Annotated in this window: 27 protein-coding genes; 13 read left to right on the top strand and 14 right to left on the bottom strand. The window is 61.6% G+C overall.

Features of this window, described 5'->3' with window-relative positions:
• Window positions 1–150 precede the first annotated feature (150 nt).
• The 4 genes from K3767_RS06415 to sfsA all read left to right on the top strand — a co-directional run bounded on the left by K3767_RS06415 (window position 151) and on the right by sfsA (window position 3,028).
• On the top strand, window positions 151–660 hold the full coding sequence (locus K3767_RS06415) for a hypothetical protein (protein WP_221172742.1): 510 nt from the start codon (window positions 151–153) through the stop codon (window positions 658–660).
• A 68-nt stretch (window positions 661–728) separates the two neighbouring features.
• Window positions 729–1,337, top strand: a complete 609-nt coding sequence (locus K3767_RS06410) for a hypothetical protein (RefSeq protein WP_221172741.1) — start codon at window positions 729–731, stop codon at window positions 1,335–1,337.
• Window positions 1,337–2,332: a DNA-processing protein DprA gene (gene dprA / locus K3767_RS06405; RefSeq protein WP_221172740.1), complete on the top strand. Its 996-nt coding sequence runs from the start codon at window positions 1,337–1,339 to the stop codon at window positions 2,330–2,332. The genes K3767_RS06410 and dprA overlap by 1 nt, the downstream gene beginning before the upstream one ends.
• Before the next feature lie 3 nt (window positions 2,333–2,335).
• Entirely contained in the window at window positions 2,336–3,028 is a 693-nt protein-coding gene (gene sfsA, locus K3767_RS06400) for a DNA/RNA nuclease SfsA (RefSeq protein ID WP_221172739.1), read from the top strand.
• Here the strand turns inward: sfsA and trpS are convergent.
• Genes trpS through K3767_RS06355 form a run of 9 tightly spaced genes read right to left on the bottom strand, consistent with a single transcriptional unit; the run spans window position 3,025 to window position 10,370 of the window.
• Window positions 3,025–4,029, bottom strand: a complete 1,005-nt coding sequence (gene trpS, locus K3767_RS06395) for a tryptophan--tRNA ligase (RefSeq protein WP_221172738.1) — start codon at window positions 4,027–4,029, stop codon at window positions 3,025–3,027. The genes sfsA and trpS overlap by 4 nt on opposite strands.
• 3 nt (window positions 4,030–4,032) lie before the next feature.
• On the bottom strand, window positions 4,033–4,653 hold the full coding sequence (locus K3767_RS06390; RefSeq protein ID WP_221172737.1) for a site-2 protease family protein: 621 nt from the start codon (window positions 4,651–4,653) through the stop codon (window positions 4,033–4,035).
• The gene (locus K3767_RS06385) at window positions 4,640–5,899 is read right to left on the bottom strand and encodes a CCA tRNA nucleotidyltransferase (RefSeq protein WP_221172736.1); all 1,260 of its coding nucleotides are present in this window, start codon (window positions 5,897–5,899) and stop codon (window positions 4,640–4,642) included. The genes K3767_RS06390 and K3767_RS06385 overlap by 14 nt, the downstream gene beginning before the upstream one ends.
• Window positions 5,874–6,761, bottom strand: coding sequence for a site-specific tyrosine recombinase XerD (gene xerD, locus K3767_RS06380; RefSeq protein ID WP_221172735.1), 888 nt, complete (start codon window positions 6,759–6,761; stop codon window positions 5,874–5,876). The genes K3767_RS06385 and xerD overlap by 26 nt, the downstream gene beginning before the upstream one ends.
• Window positions 6,758–7,297, bottom strand: a complete 540-nt coding sequence (locus tag K3767_RS06375; protein ID WP_221172734.1) for a hypothetical protein — start codon at window positions 7,295–7,297, stop codon at window positions 6,758–6,760. The genes xerD and K3767_RS06375 overlap by 4 nt, the downstream gene beginning before the upstream one ends.
• Window positions 7,276–7,920 carry a metallophosphoesterase family protein gene (locus K3767_RS06370; protein ID WP_221172733.1) on the bottom strand — a complete coding sequence of 215 codons (645 nt, stop codon included), beginning with the start codon at window positions 7,918–7,920 and terminating at the stop codon, window positions 7,276–7,278. The genes K3767_RS06375 and K3767_RS06370 overlap by 22 nt, the downstream gene beginning before the upstream one ends.
• A 15-nt stretch (window positions 7,921–7,935) precedes the next feature.
• Window positions 7,936–8,862: a radical SAM protein gene (locus K3767_RS06365; RefSeq protein ID WP_255592326.1), complete on the bottom strand. Its 927-nt coding sequence runs from the start codon at window positions 8,860–8,862 to the stop codon at window positions 7,936–7,938.
• On the bottom strand, window positions 8,855–9,808 hold the full coding sequence (locus K3767_RS06360) for a (Fe-S)-binding protein (RefSeq protein WP_221172732.1): 954 nt from the start codon (window positions 9,806–9,808) through the stop codon (window positions 8,855–8,857). The genes K3767_RS06365 and K3767_RS06360 overlap by 8 nt, the downstream gene beginning before the upstream one ends.
• Window positions 9,795–10,370 carry an HD family hydrolase gene (locus K3767_RS06355; RefSeq protein ID WP_221172731.1) on the bottom strand — a complete coding sequence of 192 codons (576 nt, stop codon included), beginning with the start codon at window positions 10,368–10,370 and terminating at the stop codon, window positions 9,795–9,797. The genes K3767_RS06360 and K3767_RS06355 overlap by 14 nt, the downstream gene beginning before the upstream one ends.
• A gap of 251 nt (window positions 10,371–10,621) precedes the next feature.
• Between K3767_RS06355 and K3767_RS06350 the strand changes: the two genes are divergently transcribed.
• The 9 genes from K3767_RS06350 (at window position 10,622) to bioD (ending at window position 19,057) form a co-directional block, all read left to right on the top strand.
• A complete protein-coding gene (locus K3767_RS06350; protein WP_221172730.1) occupies window positions 10,622–11,383 on the top strand; it encodes a VPLPA-CTERM sorting domain-containing protein in 762 nt (253 codons plus the stop codon).
• 201 nt (window positions 11,384–11,584) lie between these two features.
• The gene (locus K3767_RS06345) at window positions 11,585–12,898 is read left to right on the top strand and encodes a phenylacetate--CoA ligase family protein (RefSeq protein WP_221172729.1); all 1,314 of its coding nucleotides are present in this window, start codon (window positions 11,585–11,587) and stop codon (window positions 12,896–12,898) included.
• A gap of 3 nt (window positions 12,899–12,901) precedes the next feature.
• Window positions 12,902–13,348 (top strand): ACT domain-containing protein, encoded by a 447-nt coding sequence (locus K3767_RS06340; protein WP_221172728.1) that lies wholly within the window; start codon window positions 12,902–12,904, stop codon window positions 13,346–13,348.
• A 158-nt stretch (window positions 13,349–13,506) separates the two neighbouring features.
• Entirely contained in the window at window positions 13,507–14,421 is a 915-nt protein-coding gene (locus tag K3767_RS06335; RefSeq protein ID WP_255592325.1) for a TIGR01212 family radical SAM protein, read from the top strand.
• 40 nt (window positions 14,422–14,461) lie between these two features.
• Window positions 14,462–15,850 (top strand): adenosylmethionine--8-amino-7-oxononanoate transaminase, encoded by a 1,389-nt coding sequence (gene bioA / locus K3767_RS06330; protein ID WP_221172726.1) that lies wholly within the window; start codon window positions 14,462–14,464, stop codon window positions 15,848–15,850.
• 10 nt (window positions 15,851–15,860) lie between these two features.
• On the top strand, window positions 15,861–17,009 hold the full coding sequence (gene bioF / locus K3767_RS06325; RefSeq protein ID WP_221172725.1) for an 8-amino-7-oxononanoate synthase: 1,149 nt from the start codon (window positions 15,861–15,863) through the stop codon (window positions 17,007–17,009).
• Window positions 17,000–17,659 carry an alpha/beta fold hydrolase gene (locus tag K3767_RS06320; RefSeq protein ID WP_221172724.1) on the top strand — a complete coding sequence of 220 codons (660 nt, stop codon included), beginning with the start codon at window positions 17,000–17,002 and terminating at the stop codon, window positions 17,657–17,659. Before bioF ends, K3767_RS06320 begins: the two co-directional genes overlap by 10 nt.
• Complete coding sequence (locus K3767_RS06315; protein ID WP_221172723.1) at window positions 17,649–18,383, top strand: methyltransferase domain-containing protein; 735 nt, start codon at window positions 17,649–17,651, stop codon at window positions 18,381–18,383. Before K3767_RS06320 ends, K3767_RS06315 begins: the two co-directional genes overlap by 11 nt.
• A complete protein-coding gene (gene bioD / locus K3767_RS06310; protein WP_221172722.1) occupies window positions 18,365–19,057 on the top strand; it encodes a dethiobiotin synthase in 693 nt (230 codons plus the stop codon). Before K3767_RS06315 ends, bioD begins: the two co-directional genes overlap by 19 nt.
• Here the strand turns inward: bioD and bioB are convergent.
• The 5 genes from bioB to K3767_RS06285 all read right to left on the bottom strand — a co-directional run bounded on the left by bioB (window position 19,047) and on the right by K3767_RS06285 (window position 26,000).
• Window positions 19,047–19,985 (bottom strand): biotin synthase BioB, encoded by a 939-nt coding sequence (gene bioB / locus K3767_RS06305; RefSeq protein WP_221172721.1) that lies wholly within the window; start codon window positions 19,983–19,985, stop codon window positions 19,047–19,049. The genes bioD and bioB overlap by 11 nt on opposite strands.
• A 1-nt stretch (window position 19,986) precedes the next feature.
• A complete protein-coding gene (gene ppsA, locus K3767_RS06300) occupies window positions 19,987–22,416 on the bottom strand; it encodes a phosphoenolpyruvate synthase (protein WP_221172720.1) in 2,430 nt (809 codons plus the stop codon).
• A gap of 233 nt (window positions 22,417–22,649) precedes the next feature.
• Window positions 22,650–23,663 (bottom strand): DUF1566 domain-containing protein, encoded by a 1,014-nt coding sequence (locus K3767_RS06295; protein ID WP_221172719.1) that lies wholly within the window; start codon window positions 23,661–23,663, stop codon window positions 22,650–22,652.
• A 1-nt stretch (window position 23,664) separates the two neighbouring features.
• Window positions 23,665–23,859: a ferredoxin gene (locus tag K3767_RS06290; protein ID WP_221172718.1), complete on the bottom strand. Its 195-nt coding sequence runs from the start codon at window positions 23,857–23,859 to the stop codon at window positions 23,665–23,667.
• 92 nt (window positions 23,860–23,951) lie between these two features.
• On the bottom strand, window positions 23,952–26,000 hold the full coding sequence (locus K3767_RS06285) for a copper-translocating P-type ATPase (RefSeq protein ID WP_221172717.1): 2,049 nt from the start codon (window positions 25,998–26,000) through the stop codon (window positions 23,952–23,954).
• Between the last annotated feature and the right edge of the window lie 55 nt (window positions 26,001–26,055).

Below are 26,055 nucleotides of genomic sequence, written 5' to 3'. Positions count from 1 at the left end.
TAACGGAAACCCGTCTCCACAGGCACCACGGGGGTTTGGGGGCGAAGCCCCCGACGCGGGAGCCGGACTTATTCGGGAATTTTGGCCTTCACTATCTTCCCCGAATTTTTATAATAGAGGCAGATCCCCGGAAAGGAGGTCTCGAAAAAAATGAGGATTTTTCCCTTTTTCATTCTGATCTTTCTGGTGTTGGGCGGGGTGAGCTACGGAGGGGAGGGTCTCCGGGTGACCAACGAGATGATTTACGAGAAGCTGCTGGAGGTGGAGAAGCGGCTGGTGCAGCTGGAACGAAGGCAGGCGGTGCTTGAGGCGCAGTTTCGGGAGTTCAGGGAGTCGGTGGACAAGCGTTTTGAACAGGTGGATAAGAGGTTTGAGGAGATGCGTGCGGACATGAACGCCAGATTCGAGCAGGTGGACAGACGATTTGAGCAGCTTTACACCTTTCTCTGGATCATTACGGGGATATTTACGGCGCTTGTGGTGGCGGTGATAGGGTTTGCTTTGTGGGATAGGCGGACGACGATAAGGCGAGCGCGGGAGGAGGCTTTTGAGAAGGTGGAGGCGGAGGGGCGGTGGAGGGTGATTCTTGAGGCCCTGCGGGAGCTGGCCAGGGAGGATCGGCGCCTGGCGGAGGTGTTAAGGAGTTTCGGTCTGCTTTAGCCCCCGGTTTCCGGTTAACCGGAAACTAGTGTTGACTTTCAATTTTTGATTTGCTACAGAGTTTTCTGATGACTTCCTCGGAGCTTTTGCGCAAGGCTGCCCTGGGTTGTCTTTTCAAGGGGTATCTCCACAACCTGAGGGGGCCTCTACAGACCCTCCTCATGCAGATCGAGATCCTGGAGAACCGTCTTCCTCTTTCCGGAGAGTCGGAGAAAGTCGGAGAGGCCCTTTCCAGAATGAAAAAGCAAGTCTTTCAAATAGTGGATCTGCTTGCCAGCGCTGAGGACGATCTGGGCCGGGAGGATACCGGCCCCTGGTCCCTGAAGGAACTCCTGGAGAAGGAGCTTTCCTTCTGGCGGGCCGAGCTCGAGTTTAAACACAAGGTGGAAAAGAAGATTGACCTTCCCGAGGATCTGAGAGTAAGCTTCCCCTACAATCGTCTGCGAGGGGCCCTGTGTGCCACTTTTTTCGCCCTGGTCTTCGGGCTCGCCGAAAAGCGGGGGCGTCTCTGCGTTTCGGCCACCGGAGGCGAAGAGGGCGTGGAGCTCAACCTCGAGGTGGCCCCGGCCCTTATTGAACCGGAAAGTCCCTACCTGAAAGCCGCCCGGGAAATTCTATCCCCGGAGGCCGGACTCGAGGTCAACCCCGAAAGGGTGAAGATTACCCTTCCCTCCTGATGGAGCCCTCCGAGGAGAGACTCATTCTCGTCGGACTTGCGGTGCGAAAGGGTTACGCCCCGGTGTGGCCGGTGCGGAACCTTCCCGCGGGAGAGGAGGAATTGATCTCCGAGGGCCGGCGGGAGTGGGAGAGGGCGGGGGAGAGGGGTTTTTCCCTGACCTTTTACGGGGATCCTGATTATCCCGAACTCCTGCGCGAAATATCCGATCCTCCGGCTTTTCTTTATGTGCGGGGAAGGGTGCGGGGGGATCGGCCCCTTCTTGCGGTGGTGGGAGCCCGCAAGGCCACCCCCTACGGACTCAGGATCGCCCGGGAGTGGTCGCGGGAGGTGGTCCGGGCCGGGGCCGGAGTGGTTTCGGGGCTGGCCCTCGGGGTGGATACCGCGGCCCATCGGGGAGCGCTCGAGGGGGAAGGCTACACGGTGGCGGTGCTCGGCTCCGGGGCGGATGTAATTTATCCCTATCCGAATCGGGGGCTGGCCTCCGAAATCGTGGCCCGGGGCGGAGCGGTGCTCTCGGAATTTCCCCTGGGGGCCGGTCCGGAACGGTGGCGTTTCCCCCGACGGAATCGGATCATCGCCGGTCTTTCCAGGGCCGTGCTGGTGGTGGAGGCCGCGGAACGAAGCGGTTCCCTCATCACGGCGCGACTGGCCGCCGATCTCGGGCGCGAGGTCCTGGCCGTGCCCGGAAGCGTATTCTCTCCCCTGAGTCGCGGAACACACCACCTGCTAAAAGCAGGGGCCTGGCCGGCCACCTCTCCGAAAGACCTCCTCGAGGCCCTGGGGCTTTCCTCCGCGGCCACACCCGCACCGGCACCGGAATCCGAAGGCCCGCAAGATCCCCTTCTCGCCCTCATTCCACCCTATCCAAAACACTTCGACGAGCTGGTGGCCGAAAGCGGCCTCACGGTCACCGAACTTTCCGCCCGTCTCCTGGAGCTGGAACTGGCCGGACTCGTTCAGGAGCTTCCCGGAAGGTATTACCAGAGGACCTGAGGGATGCGGTTGCTGAATCTTCCGGCGGATCGGGAGGGAAGGTTCGTTGAAAGGGTGAATAGATTTCTCATCCGGGTGCGGCTCTCCCCCGGGGAGTGGGTGGAGGTTCACCTTCACGATCCCGGACGCCTTCCGGATCTCCTGACCCCCGGCCGGAGGGTTCTTCTCCGCCACGCCGCCCATTCCCGTCGAAAGACGCAGTGGGATCTCCTGGCCTTCCGGAAGAAAGATTACTGGTGTTTCTGCCACTCGGGTTATCATCGAGGGGTGGCCGAGGCCCTTCTGCGCGGGACTCATCCCTTCGGACCCTTCGAGGAGCTTCGACCGGAGCCCGGGGTAGGGGAGGGGCGGCTGGATTTTCTCCTCCAGGGCCCGGCCGGGGAATTGTGGCTTGAGGTGAAGGGCGTAACCTGGGCCCGCGACCGTGTGGGACTATTTCCGGACGCTCCGACCCTTCGAGGACTTCGCCACCTCAGGCTTCTTACGGAACTGCTGGACTCGGACCGGAGGGCCGGGCTTCTCTTCCTGGTCTTTCGCCGCGAGGTGGAGGAGGTGAGAGCGGCGGCGGAGGTGGACCCGGATTTTGCCGAAGCCCTGGCCCGGGCCCTGGATAAGGGGCTTGCGGCCAGGGCGGCGGTGCTCTCCTACGACGGAAAGGCCCTCTATCTCGAAAGGTTCGTGCCGGTGAGGGCCTAAAAGTAGCGTCCCCCCCAGAGGACCTCCTTTACCTCCTCCAGGGTGGTGCGGGCCACCTCCCGGGCCCGTCGATTCCCTTCCTCGAGTATTTCCTCGAAGAGTTGCCGGCGCGCCTCGAGTCGGGAACGCCTCTCCCAGATGGGAGCCAGCGCCCCGATCACCCGCTCGGCCAGCTCCCGCTTGCAGTCCTTACAACCCAGCCGCGCGGCCCTGCAGTCGGCCACGATCTCCCGCAGGCGTTCCTCCGGGGTGTAGAGTTTAATGAGGTTGAAGGCCACGCAGCGGTTTTCCGGGTCCCCGGGATCGCTCCGGCGGGGTCGCCGGGTGTCCGTGACCATCGAGAGGACTTTTTGCCGGACCTCCTCCTCCGAATCGTTCAGGAAGATGGCGTTCCCGTAACTCTTGCTCATCTTGCGGCCGTCGATTCCAGGCACCTTGGCCGCCTCGGGGGAAAGGAGGGGTTCCGGCAACGGAAACACCTCTTTTCCGTAAAGGTAATTGAAACGACGGGCGATCTCACGGGTGAGCTCCAGATGGGGTAGTTGATCCACCCCCACCGGAACCTTCGCGGCTTTGTAAATCAGTATGTCCGCGGCCTGAAGAACCGGATAGCCCAGAAAACCGTAAGTGGATAGATCCCTGTGCTCCAGGTTTTGAAGCATGTCCTTGTAGGTGGGATTCCTCTCCAGCCAGGGCACCGGAACGATCATACCGAAAAGCAGATACAGCTCGGCGTGTTCTTTGACGGCCGACTGCACGAAAAGGGTGCACTTTTCCGGATCCAGTCCCACGGAGAGCCATTCCAGAAGGAGCTCCCTGCTGAAGCCGGGTATGCGACGGGGATTCTCGTATTCCGTGGTGAGGGCGTGCCAGTCCGCCACGAAGTAAAAACACCGGTAGCGATCCTGCAATTCGAGCCAGTTTTTCAGAACCCCGTGCAGGTGCCCCAGGTGAAGGGGACCGGTGGGACGCATTCCGCTCAAAACCCTCTTCTCCGCCACGATTTATCCTCCGAGAAGGAGTCTGGAGAGTCCGAAAATCAAGGGGAATATAATTTTTCCCACCACGCCTGTAAAGATAAGGAGCACCAGAAGGGCAAAGCCCGCGAATTCGTAGCGCAGGTAGGACCGGGCCAGATCCGCGGGAAGCACTCCGGCCAGCACCCGGCTTCCGTCAAGCGGAGGCACGGGGAGGAGGTTGAAGACGGCGAGCCCCACATTGATCTGGACCCCCAGGGTGAGCATCAGGCGAAGGTATCCCCCCGGCCCGGTGCGGGGAAGAAGAGGGGCCAGGGACTGATAGATCAGGGCCAGGGCCAGGGCCAGCAGGAGGTTGGCCCCCGGGCCGGCCAGCCCCACCCACATCATGTCCCGCCGGGGATGACGAAAGTAGTTCGGATTTACCGGAACCGGCCGGGCCCATCCGATGGCCTGAGTGAGCACCAGAACCAGGGTGCCCACCGGGTCGAGGTGGCGCAGGGGATTCAGGGAGAGCCTACCCGCAGCCTTAGCCGTGGGATCCCCCAGGCGGTAAGCCACCCAGCCGTGGGCCAGTTCGTGAAAGGTAATGGCCGCAAGAAGCGGCGGAGCCACCAACAGAAGTCCGGAAAGATCAGGTAGCCACATCTTCTTTGCCTCTCAAAAGCGCAAGCACCAGTCGTTCCTCATCTTCCCGGGTTTTGACCTCTCCGTCAAGTCGAGCCCGGAGGAGCTCGGCGAGGATTCTCCCCATTCGCGGCCCCGGCGAGAGGCCGAAAAGCTTCCCGAGATCTCGGCCCGTGAGCTCCGGACGCGTCCTTTCCGAATAAAGAAATTCCTTAAAAATTGATCCTAACTCATTGTGTTTCAGGAAAAATCCCAGAACGACTTCCCGGGGAAAGCGTTTGAGCAGGCGGTACCGTTCGCTGGGGCGAGGGCTCCTTTTCAGTTTCTCGGACGCTTCGGCCAGTCCGGACCAGGAGTCGGAAAAGACCCGGGCCTCGGAGGAAGCCAGCCCCAGCCGCACCATATTATCCTCCTTACCGCAGGCCAGGGCCACCACCAGGGCCTTGAGGAGACTCTTTTCTCCCCACAGGGAACGGGAAAGCCTCCACAGTTCCCCTGCCCCGGAGGGAGGAGCGGGGAGGTCCAGGGCCGGCCACAGGCCCAGCTCTTCCAGGCAGAGAAGCACCCTTTCGGGGTCGGGTTCGGCCAGGATGCGTTTTAGCTCCCCCAGGATACGGGCCGGGGAAAGGCGTTTCGGGGTTTCCAGAAGGTAGGCCCGTCCCAGGGCCCGGTGGCTTTCGCGGGAAAGGCTCCACCGGAAACGCACGGCATAGCGGGCGGCCCGAAAGATGCGAGTGGGGTCGTCCACGAAGGAGTCGGGGTGGAGCACCCGCAGGGTCCCCCGCTCGAGGTCCCGGAGTCCGTCCAGGGGATCCAGAAGTTTGCGGCGAAAGGGGCCGGAAAGCCCCACGGCCATGGCATTGGCCGTGAAATCCCGGCGCAGGAGGTCCTCGGCTATACCCGCCGGGCACACCTCCGGCAGGGCCGCGGGTTGGGGATAGACCTCCTTTCGGGCCATGGCCAGATCCAGGGTGCCTCCGGGATAGGCGATCTTAAAGGTGTGGAAGAGGGAGCGGGCCTTTACCGTGCCTTTCAGTTTCCGGGCCAGCGCCTCGGCCACCTCCCCGGCCTCACCCTCCACCACCAGATCCAGGTCCTTAACCGGCTGTTTGAGGAAGAAGTCCCGGACCGGTCCACCCACCAGGTAAATAGGGCGTTTCAGTTCCTCCCCTACCTCCGCGGCGAGCACCAGAACCTCCGGATCCTCCACCGAACGAAGCAACTCGGAATAGGGAAAGGGCTTAACCGCGAGGGTGGTGTTTTTCATGTACGGCTCTGAGGTTCCCCACATCCAGGTGGGTGTAAATCTGAGTGGTGGCGAGACTCGCGTGCCCCAGCATCATCTGCACGGCCCGGAGATCCGCCCCTCTTTCGAGGAGGTGAGTGGCAAAGGAGTGTCGCAATACATGGGGAGAGATCTCGCTGGTTATGCCCACCCGGCGGGCGTAGTCCTTTATGATCTGCCAGAAACGCTGGCGGGTGAGCGGTTGTCCGTGACGGTTCAGGAACACAAAGGGTGTATCCCTCCCCTGAGAGAGAATGGGGCGGGCCTCCCGGAGGTATCTTTCCAGGTATTCCCTGGCCAGATCCCCTAGGGGGATCAGCCTCTCCTTGGCTCCCTTGCCGTAAACCCGCACGAATCCCGCGGAGAGATTGAGCTGGGCAAAGGTGAGACGCACCAGTTCCGAGACCCTCATCCCGGTGGCGTAGAGGGTTTCGAGCATGGCTCGATCCCGCAACCCCTGAGGGGTGGAGAGATCCGGGGCCTTGATGAGCCTTTCCACTTCCTCCACGGTGAGGACCTTGGGAAGGGTACGGGGCAGTTTGGGCCCTTCCACCAGGAGGAGGGGGTTTCGGGCGAGTCCCCTTTCCAGTTCGAGGTACCGGTAAAAGGTCTTGAGGGCCGAGAGCTTGCGGGCCACACTGCGGGCGGAGAGCCCCCGGGCCCTTAACTCCGCAAGAAAGCTCATTATCTCCTCCGGTCCCACCTCCTCAAAGGAGGCGATTCCGGCCTCGCGCAGAAAGTTTTCGAAGTCCGCAAGATCCCGGGCGTAGGCCGCCACCGTATTGGCGGAAAGGTTTCTTTCCAGCTCCAGATAGGCCAGAAAGTCCGCCACCGTCTCTCTCACGCCCCGGCCTCCGCGAGAATCTTTTCCGCACAGGCCTTCACCCGGGCACTCTCCGTAACCAGGAGCAGGCTGCGAACCTTGGCCAGAAACCCCTGTCTCTCGATGGGACTCCGCTCCGGAGCCATGCGGGAGAGACTCTCCAGGGTCTCGCAGACCAGTTTCTCGTCGTTGGCCTCGAGAAGGAGGATGAGGGTGTTCCAGTCCTCCGGCAAACCGTACTCCTTCACATAGTCCCGGGCCGTTTTGGTGAAACGCCTGGTCCCGTAAGCGTTTTGAAGTTTCTTGAGGGCCTTTTCGTGTTCCGGAGAGGCCTTTTTTCCGGAAAAGAGCTTCTCCACCTCTCTCAGGTACTTCTCCTTGAGCCAGTTCGAACGCTGAGTGGCCTTGCGAGCGGTCTCCCGTTCGCGTTTTTCCCGCAAACGGGCGTGCGGACTGCGGTCCCTCCGGCGATCGATCTCCCGCCAGGAAGGTCTTTTTTCGTAATAGTCGTCCTCGTAATCGTCAAAAACCACGCTCATGGCCACCTCCTCGGGCATTCCACCTGGTAGATTTTTCGGGCCGGAAGTTCTATGGCGGTAAGTTTTCCTCCGTAAACGCAGCCGGTGTCAATTCCTATGCGATCGTCGAGAAGGAGCACATCCGGGAAGGGAGTGTGCCCGAATACGATGGTCTTGGGAAGACGCCCGGGGTAGTAATAAAAGGCCTCCCGGATCCAGAGGAGATCCTCCTCGACCTGGGCCGAAAGGGCCCTTTCCGGCCGTATCCCGGCGTGAACGAAAAAGAACTCCTCGGTTTCGAAATAAAGAGGGAGTCCCTCGAGGAACGACAGATGTTCCGGGGGGATCTCCAGACGCCCTTCGGTGTAGTAATCCCGCAGGGTGCTTTCTCCACCGTTGTAGAGGAAGACCTCGGTTTCTATGCCTTTGAGGTAGCGTTTGAACATCCACTCGTGATTCCCGCAGAGGGGAATGACCCTTTCCGGGTAGCGTTCCCTGAGCTCCTTAACCATCTCTACGACCCGCCGCGGGGAGGGGCCCCGGTCTATGTAATCCCCGAGAAAGACCAGGAGATCCCTTTCCAGGTCCAGAGGAAGGATCCCGAGGAGTCTTTCCAGGGCCTCCGCGCACCCGTGAATGTCTCCCACGGCAAAAATTCTCATTTTCCCCGCCGTACTTTATAGGTCTAAAAACCGCGAACGGCCGGGATCGAGCCGCTCAAGCCCCACCTCGTGCGCCATCTCCAGAGCCTTTTCGTATTCCTCCCGGGTTAGACTTCGGTCCAGCGGGGGATACTTCCAGGCCTCTCCGCACGGGCGATACTGATCCATGAGATTCAGGTAGGTGTTGGGAGAAATCTCCCGGGCCAGGAATTCCAGAACCTCTCTCGTGCCGGAAAGGTCCCCCGGCAGCACGAGATGCCGCACCAGAAGCCCCTTCACCGCCAGACCCTCCCTTATTTCCAGGTCTCCCACCTGGCGGTGCATCTCCTTTATGGCCTCCCGGGCGATCCGGGGGTAATCCGGAACCTTGGAGAGCCTGAAGGCGATTCTTTCGTCGGCGTACTTGAGATCGGGCATGTAAATGTCCACGATCCCCTCAAGAAGCCGGAGGGTCTCCACCGACTCGTATCCTCCGCAGTTGTAAACCAGGGGGAGACGCAACCCCTCCCGGGCCGCTATTTTTACGGCCTCCACGATAAAGGGAACCTGATGGGTGGGGGTGACCAGGTTTATGTTGTGACAGCCACGGGCCTGAAGGAGAAGCATGATCCGGGCCAGATCCTCCACGGAGATCTCCTCCCCCTCCCCGAGATGGCTTATTTCCCAGTTCTGACAGTAGACGCAGGCCATGTTGCAGTAGGTGAAAAAGATGGTTCCGGAGCCTCCGAAGCCCACGAGAGGCATCTCCTCTCCGAAGTGTGGCCCGTAGCTCGAGACCATGGGCCGGGACCCTACCTGACAGATCCCCTTTTCACCGGAAAGCCGATCCACGCCGCATTCGTTGGGACAGAGGAGACAGGGGTCCATCCGTTCGTAAAGGGCCTGGATGCGTTTTTCGATTTCTCCGGATTCCACCAACTTCACATAAGAGGGTTCAAACACTCAAGTACTCCACCCAGTGCCGGATTTCCGGAGGGGGTCTGAGAATGTGCTTTAGTTTAAGATAGCAACCGGTGCACGCCGTGGCAAGTACTTCCGGGCCGTGAAGAAGGGCTTTCCGGAGGAGCTCGCGAGTAGGCCTCCCGGAAATAAAATCCTCCGGACGGATTGATCCGCAACAGGCTTCAATAATTCTTTCCCCGGGAAGAGTCTCCCTTCCTTCTTCCAGGTGACAGGGTAGATGAAAATGTACGCCTCCCTTCCGGAAGGTTCCTCCCCGGCTGACCACGAAAAGGACCGCGTCTTCAACCATTGCGGATAAGGCTACGGCCTTTGCCTCCAGGTTGGTGTTTTGAAAGGCGAGGGGATAGATGCGGCGCAGGACCCACAGGCAGGAGGCGCAGAGGGTCAGAAGAGGAGGATTCAGGCGGGAGAGTTCCTCCAGGGTTTTTCGGGCCACCCGGAGGAAGGCCCTCTTTCCCGCAAGCGTTAGGTGGGGGAGACCGCAGCAGAGGGTAGCGGTTACGGCGGGTCGGCTTCCCGTGCTTTCAAGGAGACGGAGGAGCCTGCGGGTGGCCTCCGGGTAGAGAACCGTGGCGCCGCAGGAAAGGAAGAGGGTAGGGGAGCCCTTCCGGTTTATCCGTACGGGAGGGGATTTTTTCCGGAGGAGATGTCGTCTCATTTTTTCGAGCAAAGGTCCGGGAAACCACCGGCGCGGGCCTCCGGAAAGGAGGAGATATTCGGGGAGGGGGACCCTGTTGGGGCAGATCCCTTCGCACCTCCCGCACCGCAGACACGCCTCCACCGCGGGATGTCGTTCCAGACCCCGGGTGATGAGAAAGATCCTGCCCCGCGGAGAAAGGGTTTCCAGGCCGGTTTCGAGATAGGTGGGACAGACGGAAAGACACCGTCCGCAGCGACTGCAGAGGGAGAGATCAGGCCCTTTCATCCCGGCTTACGAACTCATCCAGCCACCAGGAGGCCCAGTCGGTCTCGAGGATGGCCTCGGCCAGGCGTTTTCCGGCCTCGGTTTTGAGCCTTTTCCGGGCGTAGGCGAGCCACCGGGAGGCGTAGGGATTCCCCAGGTCCTTCTGTTCCTTCAACATAATCATGAGGTCCAGCTGGTCGGCGTCGTGAACCAGACGGGCCTCGAGACTCTCCCGGGCCAGGTATTCCCGGACGAGGTCCCGGGCCTCTTCCTCGAAGGGAAGCCCGGAGAGGGCGTCCCGGAAGGCTCTTTCCTCGTCGGTGGCGTCGTAGAGCTTGTTCACCGAATTGAGGTCCCCGATGCGGGCCTCGGCCAGGTCGTGCAGGACGGCCATCTTGAGGACCTTTTCGGTGTCGGCTTCGGGGACGAGGGAGGCGAGCAACCAGGCGCAATACACCACCCCGAAGCTGTGGGCCGCCACGCTTTCCTCGCCGGTGCCCAGGTAAGCGTAACCGGTGCGCCGGAGGCGTTTCAGCATGGCCGCCTCAAAGAGACTACGGGCCAGACGCCGGTAGGAACTCATGCCCTCAAAGGTAAAACCCTCCCCCCGACCTGTAAACCCGCTCTCAAAAAATAGGATCGGATCCTATTTTTTTCGGGCAGGAGAGATTTTGACCCTTGACAGGGAATGTCTTCTGTGTTAGGGGAAAGTAAGAAGAAATTTAATAAAAAGGAAAGTTTAAAATAAAAATCTTCTTTGGAAAGAACGGGGTGGGGGGTGGAGGTTTTCTGGTTTTCAGAAGCGTGTTTTTTAATTTTATCAGGAGGTGCGTGATGGTCATACGCCGTTTGTGTCTTGGGAAAGGGGTCCGGGTCTTTCTCCTAGCGGTTGTTCTGGTGTTGGCCGGCGCTGTATGGGGACGAGCCGCGGTGGTGAACGGGGCCAGTGCCTACATTTCCCTGGACTGGAGCAGGGCCGAGATTCAGGGTATCGATGTGGGCGACGGTGTTCCGACCATCTCCTCCTGGAGTAATCTGAACCAGGAGGCCGAGGCCTATGCCGGGGAGATCTCCAGTTCCAATTCCTCCAAGGACTGGAGCACCCCCCTGGATGTCTCGGCTAGTGCTCCCGGGGCCTCCGCCGAGGTCGAGCTTTCCGAAAATATCATGTCTGCTACGGCCTCCGCCCTGGGGAACAACGCCTTCGGAGACGGAGAGCGTTACGGTTCCTTCACGGTAAACGGGACGGGTATCCTCCTCTTCAAGGTCCCCTTTCACTGGGAGATGACGAATGTGAAGGGGGGCTGGACCTCCGTGTGGGCCTGGGGGGGAGTATGGCGGGACCAATCAGAGGAGTCAGGGTATTACTCCGACACTTCAATAAATATATATCATGATGATGTCGGACAGTGGTCCGAGGACGGGTGGCTGGTGTTGTCCTCGTACTTTAATGACGGGGATGTGGGACATATTTCGATCGGGATCGGGGCCTCGGCCTCATCGCCGGTTCCGCTTCCGGCGGGGGTGTGGCTGCTCGGGGCCGGTCTTGCGGGCCTTGGAATTGCGGAACGGAGGCGGAGAAGGTTACGGTCCTGAGGTGAGAGACCTCTTTTGGAGGAACTCCGTTCGGCGGCTCCGGGCCGCGGGTCTCCTTCTTTGCTGGAAGGGAGTTCCGTGTAAAAGTCCCCTGTTTTCTTCCCGGATGATTCCGTGAGCTTTCCTCTCTCTGAAATGTTCGGGTTGTCGGGAAGGCCTCTTTCTGGTATGGAAGGGCTAAAAGTCCGGGAGGAAGGGAGGATGAAGGCTAACGCGGCGGATTATCTTTCCCGGGAGGATCTGGAGACCCTCCAGCTCAGGCGTCTTAAGGAGACGATTCGCCGGGTTTATCACCTGGTCCCTTTTTACAGGACCAAATTCGACGAGGTCGGGGTGAAGCCCGAAGAGGTGCGGAGCCTTGAGGATCTCAGGCGCCTTCCTTTTACCGTAAAACAGGACCTCCGTGAGCACTATCCCTTCGGATTGCTGGCCGTGCCCCTGGACCAGGTGGTGCGCATCCATTCCTCCTCGGGCACCACGGGGAAGCCCACGGTGGTGGCCTATACGGAGCACGACATGCGGGTGTGGACCGAGGTGATGATGCGCACCATGCTCATGGCCCGGGTGGGGCCCGGGGATGTGGTGCACAATGCTTACGGTTACGGGCTTTTTACCGGGGGGCTCGGGTTTCACTACGGGGCCGAGGCCCTGGGGGCGGCGGTGGTGCCCTCCAGCGTCGGCTTCACCAAGCGGCAGCTCATGCTGATGCGGGACTTCGGAGCCACGGTGCTGTGCTGTACCCCCTCCTACGCGCTTCACCTTGCGGAGGTGGCCCGGGAGGAGGGGCTCGACCCGCACCGGGACTTTCGCCTCCGGGCGGGATTTTTCGGAGCCGAACCGGCCTCCGAGGGGCTTCGCCGGGCGGTGGCCGAGGCCTGGGGCCTCAAGTACTTCGAGGCCTACGGGCTCTCGGAGATCATAGGCCCGGGGGTGGCCGCCTCCTGCGAGTACGGGGAGCTACACATCTTCGAGGATCACTTCTATCCCGAAATCATCGACCCCGAGACCGGGGAGGTGCTCCCGGAGGGCGAGGAGGGGGAGCTGGTTTTCACCACGCTTACCAAGCAGGCCCTTCCCCTCATCCGCTACCGCACCCGGGACATTTCCCGGCTCTACCGGGAGCCCTGCCGCTGCGGACGCACCCTCATCCGCATGGGCCGCGTGGTGGGAAGGAGCGACGACATGCTCATCGTCTCCGGAGTAAATGTGTTCCCCTCCCAGGTGGAACATGTGTTGACCAAGGTGGAGGGCCTTACCCCCAACTATGTCATCGTGGTGGACAAGAAGGGAGTGCTGGATGTGCTCGAGGTGTGGGTGGAGGTGGACGAGAGGATCTTCACCGGAGACCTGGGGAGTCTCGAGAATCTCAAGCATCAGCTCGAGGAGGAACTGGCCAATCATCTCTTCCTGAGGGCCCGGGTGAAGCTGGTGGAGCCCAGGACCCTGGAACGGTCCATGGGCAAGGCCAAACGGGTCATCGACCGGCGGGAACTGGAAGAAAAACTGGGGAGGTAATCCATGCGGAGTCGGTACGCCATCAAGCAGCTTTCGGTGTTCCTGGAGAACCGGAAGGGCCGCCTCAAGGAGCTGACCGAGATCCTTTACCGGGCCGGGGTGAACATTCGGGCCCTTGCCCTGGCGGAAAGCGCCGAGTTCGGGATTCTGCGTCTGGTGGTGGACAATCCCGAAAAGGCCCGGAGCGTGCTTTCCGCCGCGGGCTTCACGGTTAAAGAACAGGAGGTCTTCGCCGTGGAGGTGGAGGACAGGCCCGGGGGTTTCTATCAGGTGGTAAAACTGCTGGCCGATGCCGACATCAATGTGGATTATACCTACGCCTTTGTGGGAGGTGGGGAGAAGGCCGTCCTCATCCTGAGGGTCCCCGATGAGGAATTGGAGCGGGCCCTTGAGACCCTCTCCGGCGGAGGTCTGAAACTGGTGGAACCTCTATTCTTTTACGGGAGATAAATCCCGGTTTTTTTCAGATCCGAATACCTCACCCGGTCCCCCTCCTTCGGTCCAGGGGCCGTGTAATTCCAAGGTTCCCATAACCCGGATGGACTCCGTCGAAAAATGAAAGAAGACGGGAATTCGGGTAATATTGTTTGAAGGTCCGGGGTCTGGTCGTGAGGGGCCTCTATCGTTCGCTGAATCAGTATCTGAAGGAGAGGTTCGGGGAGCGGGTGCAGAAGGTGCCGCTCGATGCGGGGTTTACCTGTCCCAATCGGGACGGCACCAGGGGTCGCGGGGGGTGCCTGTATTGCAACGCCTACGGCTCGGGGACCGGAGCGGCCCGCCGGGGACTTTCCGTAAGGGAACAGATGCTTCGCGGCATGGAGCACATGGCCCGCCGCTACGGGGCCCGCAAGTTCCTGGCCTATTTTCAGGCCTTCTCCAACACCTACGGCCCGCCGGAGCTTCTTCGAAAACGATACGAGGAGGCCCTGGTGGACGAACGCGTGGTGGGGCTCTGCGTGGGGACGCGGCCGGACTGCGTGGACGAGGCCGTGGCCGGGGTCCTTGAGGAGTTCCGGGACCGGGGCCTCATGGTCTGGGTGGAGCTGGGGCTTCAGAGCGTCCACAACGAGACCCTGGCCCGGATCAACCGGGGGCACACCTTCGAGGACTTCGTGCGGGCCCTGGAGATCCTGAAGGCCCGGGACCTCCTCGTCTGCGTGCACATCATCTTCGGACTTCCCGGTGAGGGACCTGTTGAGATGCTCGAGACCGTAAGGACACTCGCCCGATTGCCCGTGGACGGTATAAAATTTCACGAACTCTATGTGGTCAGGGGCTCGGGGATGGAGAAACTTTACCGGGAGGGGCGGTACAGACCCCTCACTCAGGGTGAATACGCGGACCTGGTGGCGGAGGCCATCGCCCATCTGCCCTCCCGGGTGGTCATTCAGCGGCTCACTGGGGACCCCAGGCCGGAGGAGCTGGTGGCCCCGGACTGGGCCCGGGACAAGTCCGGAACCCGTCGCCTCATCGAGGAGACCCTCCTCAATCGCGGGCTCTATCAGGGAAAGTACCTGGAATAGACGATTGCCGGGCCGGTCCCCCGGGGCTAGAATGGGGCCCATGAGGTGGGATAAAAAGCGCATCCTAGAGATCGACCGACGCCACATCTGGCACCCCTACACCCAGATGAAGGACTACGAGGGCCGGGATCCGGTGGTCATAACCGGTGCCCGCGGGCTCAAGCTCTTCACCGCCGACGGCCGCGAACTTTACGACACCATTTCCTCCTGGTGGGCCAATATCCACGGACACCTCCATCCGGCCCTGAACCGGGCCCTTGCGGAGCAGCTTGAGCACCTGGAGCATGTGAACTTCTCCGGTTTCACCCATCCTTGGGCCGCGGAGGTGGTGGAACGCCTCAGGGCCTTTCTTCCGGCCGCGCTCTCCCGGTACTTCTTTTCCGACAACGGCTCCACCGCGGTGGAGGTGGCCCTGAAGATGGCCTTCCAGTACTGGCAGAACCGGGGCGAGACCCGGCGCACCCGGTTTCTGGCCCTCCGCGAGGCCTATCACGGCGATACCCTGGGAGCGGTCAGCGTGGGCGGGGTGGACCTCTTCTTTCGCCTCTACCGGCCCCTCACCTTCGAGGCCCTGCGCGCCCCCGCCCCCTACTGCTACCGCTGCCCGGAAAATCCCTCCCCGGATTTCACCCGGGATGCCGAAGACATTGATTGCAATTTTCATTGTGTAGCAGTGTTGGAGAGCATTGTTAAAGAACATTGTGATGAAATTTGTGCCGTGATCGTGGAGCCCCGGTTGCTTGCGGCGGGGGGGATGATCGTTTATCCGGCGGAGTATCTGCGCCGCCTGAGGGAGATCACCCGACGGTACGGTATCCTCCTCATCTTCGACGAGGTGGCCACGGGGTTCGGACGCACCGGCACCATGTTCGCCATGGAGAGCGCCGGGGTGGTGCCGGACATCGTGTGCCTCTCCAAGGGACTCACCGCGGGCTACCTCCCCCTGGCCCTCACCGTCACCACCGAGGAGATCTATCGGGCCTTCTACGCGGACTACCTGGAGGGAAAGACCTTCTATCACGGTCACACCTTTACGGCCAACCCCCTGGCCTGTGCGGTGGCCGCGGCCAACCTGCGACTTTTCCAGGAGGAAAGACCCCTTGAGAGGGGACGAAGGGTCCGCGAGTTCTTCCACCGGCGCCTGCTGGAATTGTTTTCCGGGCGCCCCTATGTGGGGGACATCCGGTATCTGGGGTATGTGGGGGCGGTGGAGCTGGTGCGGGATCGGACCGGCCGGGAGCCCTTCCCCCCGGAAAAGAGGGTGGGATTTCGCATCTACATGGCTTCCCTCGAAGAGGGGCTGGTGCTGCGTCCGCTGGGGGATGTGATCTACTGGTTCCTTCCCCTGTGCGTGACCGAAGGTGATCTCGACGAGATCCTCACCCGAAGTCTCCGCGTCATGGATCGGGTGATCGGAGAGATTTCCTGAGGGACCCTTTATGCTGGAGGACCTCAGGAGAGAGCTCGACTCTCTTTCGGCCCGGGGGCGCCGGCGCACCCTCAGGGTGATCTCCGCCAGAGAGGGCCCCCGGGTGCGGGTGGAGGGACGGTGGCTCCTCAATCTCTCCTCCAATGACTATCTGGGGCTTGCCACCGGGCTTTCTCCGGAAAGCGTGCTGGCGGTGCTTGAGGAGTTCGGCCTGGGGGCCGGGGCTGCTCGCCTTCTTTCCGGGAACCACCTGTATTACGCCCGGCTCGAGGAGGCCTTGGCCGAGCTCTACGGCCGGCCGGCCCTGGTCTTTTCCAGCGGATATCTGGCCAATCTGGGGGTGATCTCCGGACTCGTCGGGAGGAAAGACGCCGTCTTCGCCGACAGGCTGGTCCACGCCAGCCTCATCGACGGGATGCGTCTTTCCGGGGCGAGCTTTTTCCGGTACCCCCATCGCGACCTCAAGGCCCTGGAGGATCTGCTGAAAAAACACCGGGGACGCTTCCGCCGGGCCATGATCCTCACGGAATCCGTCTTCAGCATGGACGGAGACTTTCCGGATCTTCCCCGGATGGTGGAACTTGCCCGTCGCTACGAGGCCTTTCTGGTGGTGGACGAGGCTCACGCCGTGGGGGTCTTCGGGGAGAAGGGCCTGGGGCTCGCCGAGGAGATGGGTGTCCTTTCCGAGATAGATGTTCTCATCGGGACCTTCGGGAAAGCCCTGGGCAGTTACGGGGCCTTCGTGGTGGCGGAGGATACCGTGCGGACCTATCTGATAAATCGCGCCCGGAGTTTCATCTTCACCACGGCCCTTCCCCCGGTGGTGGTGGCGGCTTCTCTGGCGGGGCTCCGCGAGGCCACCACCTCGGCAGAGCGAAGGGCAAGGGTGCGGGCCCTGGCCCGGGCCTTTCGCCAGGCCCTGGGAGAGACCTCCGGGGGGCTAGCGGACGAGGTTCCCATAGTGCCGGTCATCGTGGGCGAGGAGGAGAGGGCGCTTTCCCTTTCCGAAAAGCTGTTTTCCGCCGGGTTTCTGGCCCCGGCCATAAGACCACCCACCGTGCCGGAGGGGACCGCTCGGCTGCGCCTTTCCCTCAGGGCCGATATGGAATGGAGGGATCTGGAAAGGCTGGCCGGGATTCTGAGGGAATCATGCGCCTGAAGCTTCTCGGGAATCCGGAGGCCCGGAACCTCCTGATCCTTTTCAACGGCTGGGCCATGGACGAACGGCCCTTTCTGTCCCTCCTTCCCGAAGGGGTGCGCGTGGCGGTGCTTTTCGACTACAGGGATCTCTCCCTTCCGGAGCTCCCCCGGGTTCCCGGAAGGACTCTGGTGCTGGCCTGGTCCCTGGGGGTATACGCGGCCCTCCACCACGCCGAAAGGCTCCCCGCCCGGTTCGTTTTTCTGGCCGGAACCGGGGCCTTTAGGGATCGTCTCTACGGGATTGACCCCCGGGCCCTGGATCTGACCCTGGAGGCGCTCAAAAGAGACGGCCCTCCGGTTCTCGAAAGGTTTTACCGGCGCATGTTCGCGGACGAGGAACACGCGAGAAGATTCAGGCACCACCTCCCCCGGAGGAAACTTTCCGAGGTGATCGAGGAGCTGGAGATGGCGGCGGGCCTTCCGCCCCTCTTCCCGGAGCTTCCGGAGGGAACCCGCATCTTCGTTCCCACCGGGGATCGGATCGTGCCGCCCCCGGCTCAGGAGCGATTCTGGAGGAGGCTGGGGGGAGAGTATCGGCCCGTACCCGGAGGGCACTTTCCCTTTTACGCCTTCCGAGATCTCATCGAATGGTTCGGCGATGTCCCGTGAGCTTCTGGTGCGGCGTTTCCGCAGGGCCCTCAGGACCTACGAGACCAGGGCTCTGGTGCAGCGGCGTCTGGCCGAACGGCTGCTGGCCGCGATTCTGGAGGTGGACCGGCGGTGGCCCCGGATCCTCGAGATTGGCTGCGGCACCGGATTCTTCACCCGGCTGGCCTCCCGGCGCCTCCGGTACGAGGAGTATCTGGCCTGCGACCTGGTGCCGGACTGTTCCTCCTTCGTGAGCCCCCTGGGGGTGACCTTCGTGGTGGCCGACGGCGAGAATCCCTCCTGGGCCCGGGGACTTTTCGATCTGGTGGCGGGAAATGCCGTGCTCCAGTGGTTCCTCCGTCCGGGGGAGGCCCTTGCGGCCCTGGCCGAAAAGCTATCCCCCGGAGGACTTCTGGCCCTCTCCTCCTTCGGCCCGGAGACCATGCGGGAACTGCCCCGGAAAAAACTTCCTCCCGGACTTCTTCCCCTTAGCACCCTGGTGGCCCTGCGTCCCCCGGGATTGCGGCTCCTCAAGGCGGAGAGCCGGACGGAGACCCTCTATTTCGATTCCCCGCTTTCCATGTTAAGACATGTGCGGGAGACCGGTGCCCTGGGGGATCTTCCGGAAGAGATCTCGCTCGGGGAGATAATGAGATGGTTGAGAGAGAGCCCCGCGAAGGATCCCCTCCGGGGATATCCCCTTACCTTTGAAACCTTTATCCTGCTATGGCGGAAGGACGCCTGATCTTCGTCGTGGGCACGGACACGGGGGTGGGCAAGACCTATGCCACCGGGCTTCTGGCCCGGGCTTACCGGGAGTTAGGGGTGAGGGTCATCACCGCAAAGCCCGTGCAGACCGGAGCTCGCGAACCCGAGGACCTGCTCGTGCATCGGCGACTCATGGGAGTTCCCCCGGATCCTCCCGAGCTTCTGGAACTCACCTGCCCCTACCTCTTCGAGTATCCGGCGGCCCCGGCCACCGCCGCGGAAAAAGAGGGAAGGACGGTGGAGCTTCCGCGTATCGTGTCCGCGCTTCGCGAACTCGGCCGGCGGTTCGAGATCGTCCTGGTGGAAGGGGCCGGAGGCCTCTTCGTGCCCTTCACGCCCCGGGAGACCCTTCTCGATCTGATTCAGCTCTTTATGGCCCCGGTGGTGGTGGTCTCCGCCGCGCGTCTGGGCACCATCAATCACACCGTGTTGACCCTCGAGGCCCTTCGCAGCCGTTCCCTGGTGATTCCGGCCCTGATCTACAACCTGTACTTTTCCCCGGATCCCTATCTTGCCGGGACCAGTCTGCGGGACATCCTGCGGATCTTCGGTCCCATCCCGGTTCTGGAGGTAGGGGACCTTTCCGGGGATCCGGGGGATCTCGAGGAGGTAAAGGAGTTCCTTCTGAATACTCCGGGACTCAGGCCCTGAGCCCACAGGTGTAGCCGAGATCCAGGATCATCTGCCGATCGTCGGCGAGGCGACGCCCCCGGGTGGTGAGATAATGGCCCACCATGAGAGAGTCGGCCACCAGAGGTATCAGGACCTGGAGCTCCCTCAGGTTGTATTCCCGTCCTCCGCAGACGCGAATCTGCGTTTCGGGAAAGAGAAACCGCAAAACCACCAGGATGGCCAGGGCCTTCCGCGGGGTGAGGTGCCGGGCTCTCTCGAGAGGGGTTCCGGGAATGGGGTGGAGGAAGTTCACCGGGATGGAGTCCACGGAGAGTTCCCGAAGGGCCCGGGCCAGCTCCAGGACCTCCTCCGGCCCCTCGCCCAGGCCGAAGATTCCCCCCGAACACACGGAAAGCCCCGCCCTGCGGGCCCTGAGCACCGTGTCGAATCGATCGCGCCAGCGCTGCACCGTGGAGACCCGGGGATAGAAACTCTCCGCGGTCTCGAGATTGTGGTGGTATCTGGAGAGTCCCGCCTCCTTAAGGGCCGAAAGTTCGTCCTCCTCGAGCTGCCCCAGCGAGGCACAGAGGGAAAGATCCGGGAATTCCCGGCGCACCCGCTCGATCACCGAAAGCAGACGCTCCAGCTCCGGGGGGGAAGGCCGGATACCGCTTATTACGAAGCTGAAGCGATCCACCCCGGAGGTGGCCGCTCTTTCGGCGGCGCGAAGGAGCTCGTCCGGGGAGAGCAGGGGATATTCCGGGGCCCCGGTCTTCCATCGGGCCGACTGGGCGCAGAAGCTGCAGTCGGAGGGACACCGCCCGCTTTTGGCGTTCACGATGGCGCAGGTTTCCACCCGCTTGCCGAAATGCCGCTCCCGAATCCGGCGGGCGGCCTCAAGATGGGGCCACAGCTCCTCCTCCCCGGAAAGAAGACGCAGAAGGGTATCTCGGCGAGGCGCATTCACATCACTTCACACCCATCTGCTTTTCCTTCTCCGCCACCAGCAGTCTGGTTTTCACCACGGTGTCCGGGGTGAGGCTCATGGAGTCGATGCCGCACTCCACCAGAAACTCGGCGAAGTCGGGAAAGTCGCTGGGAGCCTGTCCGCAGATGCCGATCTTTCGCCCCCGTTCCTTGGCCACCCTTATGACCTGTCGCACCAGACGCTTAACGGCCTCGTTGCGCTCGTCGTAGATGTGGGAGACCAGCTCGGAGTCCCGATCCAGCCCCAGGGTGAGCTGGGTGAGGTCGTTTGAACCGATGGAGAATCCGTCGAAGATGTCGGCGAACTGGTCCGCCAGGATCACATTGCTGGGGATCTCGCACATTACATAGATCTCCAGTCCGTTTTCACCCTGTTTGAGACCGTACTTCTCCATGACGGAGATGACCTTTTTGCCCTCCTCGGGGGTACGGCAGAAGGGAACCATGACCTTGACATTGGTGAGTCCCATTTCGTCCCGCACGCGTTTGAGCGCCCGGCACTCCAGGGCAAAGGCCGGCTCGAACTTGGGGTCGTAGTAACGGGAGGCCCCGCGCCAGCCGATCATGGGGTTGTGCTCCACCGGTTCGTAAAGCCATCCCCCCAGGAGATTGGCGTACTCGTTGCTCTTGAAGTCGGAAAGACGCACGATCACATCGTTGGGATAAAAGGCCGCGGCGATGGTGCCCACTCCCTGGGCCAGCTTGTCCACGAAAAACTCGGCCTTGTCCTCGTAGGCTGCGGTGCGCTTCTCTATCTCCCGAACCAGCGCCCGGATCCTGCGATCCTCCCCCGCCCGCTTCCTGAGCTCCTCGAATTCGAGAAGGGCCAGAGGGTGAATGCCGATGTGGGAACCGATGATGAATTCCAGCCGGGCCAGTCCCACCCCGTCGTTGGGGATCTGGGCCTGGGAGAAGGCCTGCTCGGGAATCCCCACATTCATCATGATCCTGGTCCTGGTGCGGGGGAGTTTTTCGAGATCGATCCGTTCCACCTCGTAGGGGACCAAACCCTCAAGCAGGCGTCCCTCCTCCCCCTGGGAGCAATCCACGGTGACCTCCATGCCGGTCCGGACCACCTCGGTGGCGTTTCCGGTTCCCACGATGCAGGGGATACCCAACTCCCGGGAGATGATGGCTGCGTGACAGGTCCGTCCGCCGCGGTTGGTGACGATGGCGCTGGCCACCTTCATGATGGGTTCCCAGTCCGGATCGGTCATGTCCGTGATGAGGACCTCCCCGGGCTGAAACTCCTGGATGCCGGAGACATCCAGGATCACGCGGGCCTTGCCCTGGCCGATCTTGCTGCCCACGGCCTTGCCCACCGCGAGCACCTTGCCCTCGCCCTTGAGTTTGTAAGTCTCGTAGAACCTTTCCCTCTTGGCCCCGTGGACCGTTTCCGGTCGGGCCTGCACGATGAAAAGCTCCCCGGTGCCCACGGTCTTCCCGTCTCCGTCCTTGGCCCACTCGATATCCATGGGGCGCCCGTAGTGTTCCTCGATGATCACGGCCCACTCGGCCAGCTTAAGGATCTCGTCGTCGGAAAGCACAAAACGCTCCCGTTCACGCCGGGTGGTCTTCACATCGCGCACCGGATGCTCCGGATCACGGCTGTAGATCATCTTTATTTCCTTGCTTCCCAGCTTCTTGGACACGATGGAACGAAACCCCTTCTTGAGGGTGGGCTTGAAGACATAGAATTCGTCCGGGTTTACCTTGCCCTGGACCACATTTTCGCCGAGCCCCCAGGCTCCGGTGATGTAAACCACATCCCGGAAACCGCTCTCGGTGTCCAGGGTGAACATGACCCCCGAACAGGCCCGGTCGCTGCGGACCATCTTCTGGACCGCCACCGAAAGGTACACATTGAAGTGGTCGAACCCCTTGTCCTCCCGGTAGGATATGGCCCGGTCGGTGAAGAGAGAGGCGAAGCACTTCTTAACATGCTCGATGACCTTTTCCGCCCCGCGCACATTGAGATAGGTCTCCTGCTGGCCGGCAAAGGAGGCGTCGGGAAGATCCTCCGCCGTGGCCGAGGAGCGCACCGCCACATCCACATTCCTGCCGTACTTCTCCTCCAGCCGGGCGTAGGCCTTTCGTATCTCCTCTGCGAGTCTGGGGGGCATCTTGGCCTTCAGGATCAGGTTCCGGACCTTGCGCCCCCGCTTCTGAAGGTCCTTTACATCGTGGGTGTCCAGACCCTCGAGGGCCTTGCGAATCTTTTCGTCCAGATGATTCTCCCGGATGAAATATCGATAAGCCTCCGCCGTGACCGCAAAACCGTCGGGCACGCGAACCCCTTTGGGGGAGAGATGCTGAAACATCTCCCCCAGCGAGGCGTTCTTTCCGCCCACCAGCGGCACATCCTTGATCCCTATCTCGTCAAACCACAGAATAAGCGGAGCCTCGCCCATGAAGACCCTCCTTTCCTGAAATTTTTGAATAATTCAGGATTTTGGCAGATGGAAAAGGATCGTAATGATATTTTGAATACCTTTGATATGTCCGCTTCCGTCATCGGTGCTGGACCCGTGAATACCCCATCTCTGTCAAAGACACCATAACAAAAATTCCCCTTAAATGTCAAGCAAGTCAGGCAAGTCAGAAGCCCCGGGGCGGATGAAGGTCTTCCCGAATGCCTGAGGGGTTAGTCTCTGGCAGGAACTCCGGAAAAATTGCGGACCGCCCAGACATGGAAGTGCCGGCCGCGTTTTAGACCGATCCCCACCGCACCCTTGGTCAGATATAAGGCCCAGGCCCAGAGGGGATCGTAAAAACTGGTGGTGGAGGACCAGTAGAACTCCCGCACCTCAAGAAAGGGGTGATCCCGGGGCAGGGCAGGGGAGTGGTGTTCGGCGTCCACCAGACTCTCGAGCTCGTTAATGTTGGGAAGCCTCCAGTCGGAAAAGCCGCCGTATCTTTCCCGATTGAGCGCTTTTACCACCTCAAAGGCCTCCTCCCAGGTGGTTAGCCCCCCGGCGAGATCCGCCCTCCGGGTCCACCACAGACCGGTAAGCCGATCCCGGACCACCTCTTTCCGAACCTCGAAGCGGGGCTCGGGCCAGGGTATTCCAACCCGGAGCTCTCCGTCCTGACCGGTTCCGGCACAGGAGATCTCCCGCCCGGAGGCGTCGTAGCAGGTGCGCTGGCCGGTGGCCGGAAGGCGAAAAGGGCCCCTTACCGGCCACACCATCCGTTCGTCCTCCTTGTGGCTGTAAAACATTCGTCCGCCGCCGAAGTGCACATTCCAGGCGTAGCGGGGATTGATGGCCGCGGTGGTGGAGGTCCAGTACCAGCCGTGAAAGACCCCCTCAAAGGGATGCCCCGGAGGGAGAACCGGATTTTTGGCCTGAAAGAAGACCAGAGTGCGAAGTTCCCTCCGGTTCGGAAGGCGCCAGTCCGAAAAACCCAGAAACCTTTCCCGATTAAGACGCCTGATCGCCGAAAGGGCGGCCTCCCAGCTCATGGGAAATTCGAAAAGAGAGGCGTTTTTGGGCCAGAGGAGCCCGGTGAGTAGATCCCGTACGAGTTCTCCCTCCAGCCTGAAACGGGGCCGGGCCGAAAGCCCGGAGCGGAACTCTCCGTCCTGGCCGGTCCCGGCACAGGGGATCTCCCGCCCGGAGGCGTCGTAGCACTTGTCCTGGCCGGTAGCCGGAATCACCTTATTCGTCCTCCCACGAGATGGCCCCCACCGGACAGGTGTCGATGGCCTCCTCGCAGTCGCAGGTGTTACAGGCCTCCTGATTTTTCACATACGACTTTTCGTTTTCGTCGAGCTCGAAGACCTCCGGACAGATCTCCACGCACGATCCGCAACCTATGCACTCCTCCTGATTAACCACCAGTCTCCTGGCCATGACCTACCTCCTTTCTATTTATTCTGGATCTACTTTTAGAATAAGATTGAGAGGGAGGAGGGGCCTTGAGGGAGGTCAAATCACGGGCTCCCTTAGATTTTCAAGAGCTTGGCGTTTACGGCCACGATGACCGTGCTCAGCGACATGAAGAGGGCACCGATAGCCGGGCTCAGCAGCAGACCGTATTTATAAAGAACACCCGCGGCCAGGGGAATGGCAAAGGCGTTGTAACCCGTGGCCCAGACGAGGTTCTGGATCATCTTGCGATAGGTGGCCCGGGAGAGTTCCAGGATGACCACCACATCCAGAGGATTGCTGCGCACTAGGATCACATCCGCCGTCTCCACGGCCACATCCGTGCCCGCTCCGATGGCAATACCCACATCGGCCTGAGCCAGAGCCGGGGCGTCGTTCACCCCGTCGCCGGTCATGGCCACGATGTGCCCCTGAGTCTGGATCTCCTTAACCTTGCGGGCCTTGTCCTGGGGAAGGACCTCGGCCAGAAAGTCGTCCAGCCCCAGTTCCCCGGCCACCCAGCGGGCTACCTGTCGGTTGTCCCCGGTAAGCATGAGGCACTTTATCCCCCGGGCCTTTAGCCGGGTTATGGCCTCCCGGGACTCCTCGCGAATCACATCCGCCAGGGCAATGGCCCCGACCGGTTTCCCCTCCAGCAGGAGGAAGACCACGGTCTTGCCCTGATCGAGAAGGCGTTTCACCCTCTCGTCCGCCACCTCGAGGCCCTTTTCCCGCAAGTACCCGGGGCTCACCACCATGACCTCGCGCCCCTCCACCCGACCGAGGGCCCCTTTTCCGGCCAGGGCCCGGAACTCCTCCACCGGAGGGATTTCGCCCTTTACCGAGGCCACGATCCCTCTGGCGATGGGATGTTCGGAGTTGGTCTCCACCGCCGCGGCCAGGCGCAGGATCTCGTCCGGGGAGAGGCTCTCCTCCAACGCCACCACATCCGTGACTCCGAATTCCCCTCTGGTCAGGGTGCCGGTCTTGTCGAAGATCACCGCGTTAACCAGGCGGGCCCGTTCGAAAGCCCCCCGATTGCGTATGAGGAGCCCCCGCTTGGCCGCAATACCCGTGGAGACCGCCACCACCAGAGGCACCGCCAGCCCCAGGGCGTGCGGACAGGTGATCACCATCACGGTGACCGTGCGCTCCAAAGCAAAGGCCAGATCCTGCCCCAGAAAGAGCCACACCGCAAGGGTCAGCGAGCCTGCGGAAAGGGCGATAAGGGTGAGCCACAGGGCCGCCCGGTTGGCCAGGTCCTGAGTGCGGGACTTGCTTTCCTGCGCCTCGCGCACCAGATTGATGACCTGGGAGAGAAAGGACTCCTCACCGGTGCGCCGGATTTCCACCACCAGAGACCCTTCCCCGTTTATGGCCCCGCCGATAACCTCGTCTCCGGGCTTTTTGGAAACGGGTCTCGATTCCCCGGTCAGCATGGCCTCGTTCACCGCGCTCTCCCCGGAAATCACCACCCCGTCGGCCGGAATCTTCTCCCCCGGTTTCACCAGCACCCGATCGCCGGGACGCAGCTCCTCCAGCGGAACCTCCTCGGTGGTTCCGTCGGCACGAAGCCTGTGAGCCGCCGAGGGCATGAGGCTGGCCAGTTCCTCCAGGGCCCGCGAGGCCCCGAGCACGCTCTTCATCTCCAGCCAGTGGCCGAGCAGCATGATGTCGATGAGCGTGGCCAGCTCCCAGAAGAACATCTTTCCCGGAAGACCGAAAACCACCGCCGAGCTGTAACCGTAGGCCACGGTTATGGCGAGCGCGATGAGGGTCATCATCCCGGGACGGAGCCGGCGAAGCTCCCCCAGGAAACCGCTCAGGAACGGATATCCGCCGTAAAAGAAGATCGCCGAGGAGAGGAGAAAGAGCAGGTACCTCTGACCGGGAAAGGAGATGATGGCCTGCAGACCGAGAAGCTTCTGGATGAGAGGGGAGAACAGCAGCACCGGGAGGGTGAGAACCAGGCAGATCCAGAAACGACGCCGGAAGTCCGCCACCATGTCCCCGTGATGCGAGGTTCCGTGGGAGGCGTGAGGGGAAGCCCCCGTCTCGCTCCCGTGAGAGGCGTGTCCGAGATGGGAATCGTGAGGAGATACGGTATGATGGGAGTGGTTATCCATAAAAACTCCAAAAAAGAAAATTTTTTCTTTAAGATTCCAGAATAGTCTTTCGGGC

It is taken from the genome of Thermosulfurimonas sp. F29, assembly GCF_019688735.1.
In the GTDB taxonomy this organism is placed as follows: Bacteria; Desulfobacterota; Thermodesulfobacteria; order Thermodesulfobacteriales; family Thermodesulfobacteriaceae; genus Thermosulfurimonas_A.
This window is presented reverse-complemented; position numbering and strand designations above follow the sequence as displayed.

Excerpts from the sequence above, each read along its gene's own strand:
- K3767_RS06415 (WP_221172742.1), top strand. The coding sequence starts at position 151 with ATGAGGATTTTTCCCTTTTTCATTCTGATCTTTCTGGTGTTGGGCGGG.
- K3767_RS06410 (WP_221172741.1), top strand. The coding sequence starts at position 729 with ATGACTTCCTCGGAGCTTTTGCGCAAGGCTGCCCTGGGTTGTCTTTTC.
- dprA (WP_221172740.1), top strand. The coding sequence starts at position 1,337 with ATGGAGCCCTCCGAGGAGAGACTCATTCTCGTCGGACTTGCGGTGCGA.
- sfsA (WP_221172739.1), top strand. The coding sequence starts at position 2,336 with ATGCGGTTGCTGAATCTTCCGGCGGATCGGGAGGGAAGGTTCGTTGAA.
- K3767_RS06390 (WP_221172737.1), bottom strand. The coding sequence starts at position 4,653 with ATGTGGCTACCTGATCTTTCCGGACTTCTGTTGGTGGCTCCGCCGCTT.
- K3767_RS06385 (WP_221172736.1), bottom strand. The coding sequence starts at position 5,899 with ATGAAAAACACCACCCTCGCGGTTAAGCCCTTTCCCTATTCCGAGTTG.
- K3767_RS06375 (WP_221172734.1), bottom strand. The coding sequence starts at position 7,297 with ATGCCCGAGGAGGTGGCCATGAGCGTGGTTTTTGACGATTACGAGGAC.
- K3767_RS06370 (WP_221172733.1), bottom strand. The coding sequence starts at position 7,920 with ATGAGAATTTTTGCCGTGGGAGACATTCACGGGTGCGCGGAGGCCCTG.
- K3767_RS06360 (WP_221172732.1), bottom strand. The coding sequence starts at position 9,808 with ATGAAAGGGCCTGATCTCTCCCTCTGCAGTCGCTGCGGACGGTGTCTT.
- K3767_RS06355 (WP_221172731.1), bottom strand. The coding sequence starts at position 10,370 with ATGAGTTCCTACCGGCGTCTGGCCCGTAGTCTCTTTGAGGCGGCCATG.
- K3767_RS06350 (WP_221172730.1), top strand. The coding sequence starts at position 10,622 with ATGGTCATACGCCGTTTGTGTCTTGGGAAAGGGGTCCGGGTCTTTCTC.
- K3767_RS06345 (WP_221172729.1), top strand. The coding sequence starts at position 11,585 with ATGAAGGCTAACGCGGCGGATTATCTTTCCCGGGAGGATCTGGAGACC.
- K3767_RS06340 (WP_221172728.1), top strand. The coding sequence starts at position 12,902 with ATGCGGAGTCGGTACGCCATCAAGCAGCTTTCGGTGTTCCTGGAGAAC.
- bioA (WP_221172726.1), top strand. The coding sequence starts at position 14,462 with ATGAGGTGGGATAAAAAGCGCATCCTAGAGATCGACCGACGCCACATC.
- bioF (WP_221172725.1), top strand. The coding sequence starts at position 15,861 with ATGCTGGAGGACCTCAGGAGAGAGCTCGACTCTCTTTCGGCCCGGGGG.
- K3767_RS06320 (WP_221172724.1), top strand. The coding sequence starts at position 17,000 with ATGCGCCTGAAGCTTCTCGGGAATCCGGAGGCCCGGAACCTCCTGATC.
- K3767_RS06315 (WP_221172723.1), top strand. The coding sequence starts at position 17,649 with ATGTCCCGTGAGCTTCTGGTGCGGCGTTTCCGCAGGGCCCTCAGGACC.
- bioD (WP_221172722.1), top strand. The coding sequence starts at position 18,365 with ATGGCGGAAGGACGCCTGATCTTCGTCGTGGGCACGGACACGGGGGTG.
- ppsA (WP_221172720.1), bottom strand. The coding sequence starts at position 22,416 with ATGGGCGAGGCTCCGCTTATTCTGTGGTTTGACGAGATAGGGATCAAG.
- K3767_RS06290 (WP_221172718.1), bottom strand. The coding sequence starts at position 23,859 with ATGGCCAGGAGACTGGTGGTTAATCAGGAGGAGTGCATAGGTTGCGGA.
- K3767_RS06285 (WP_221172717.1), bottom strand. The coding sequence starts at position 26,000 with ATGGATAACCACTCCCATCATACCGTATCTCCTCACGATTCCCATCTC.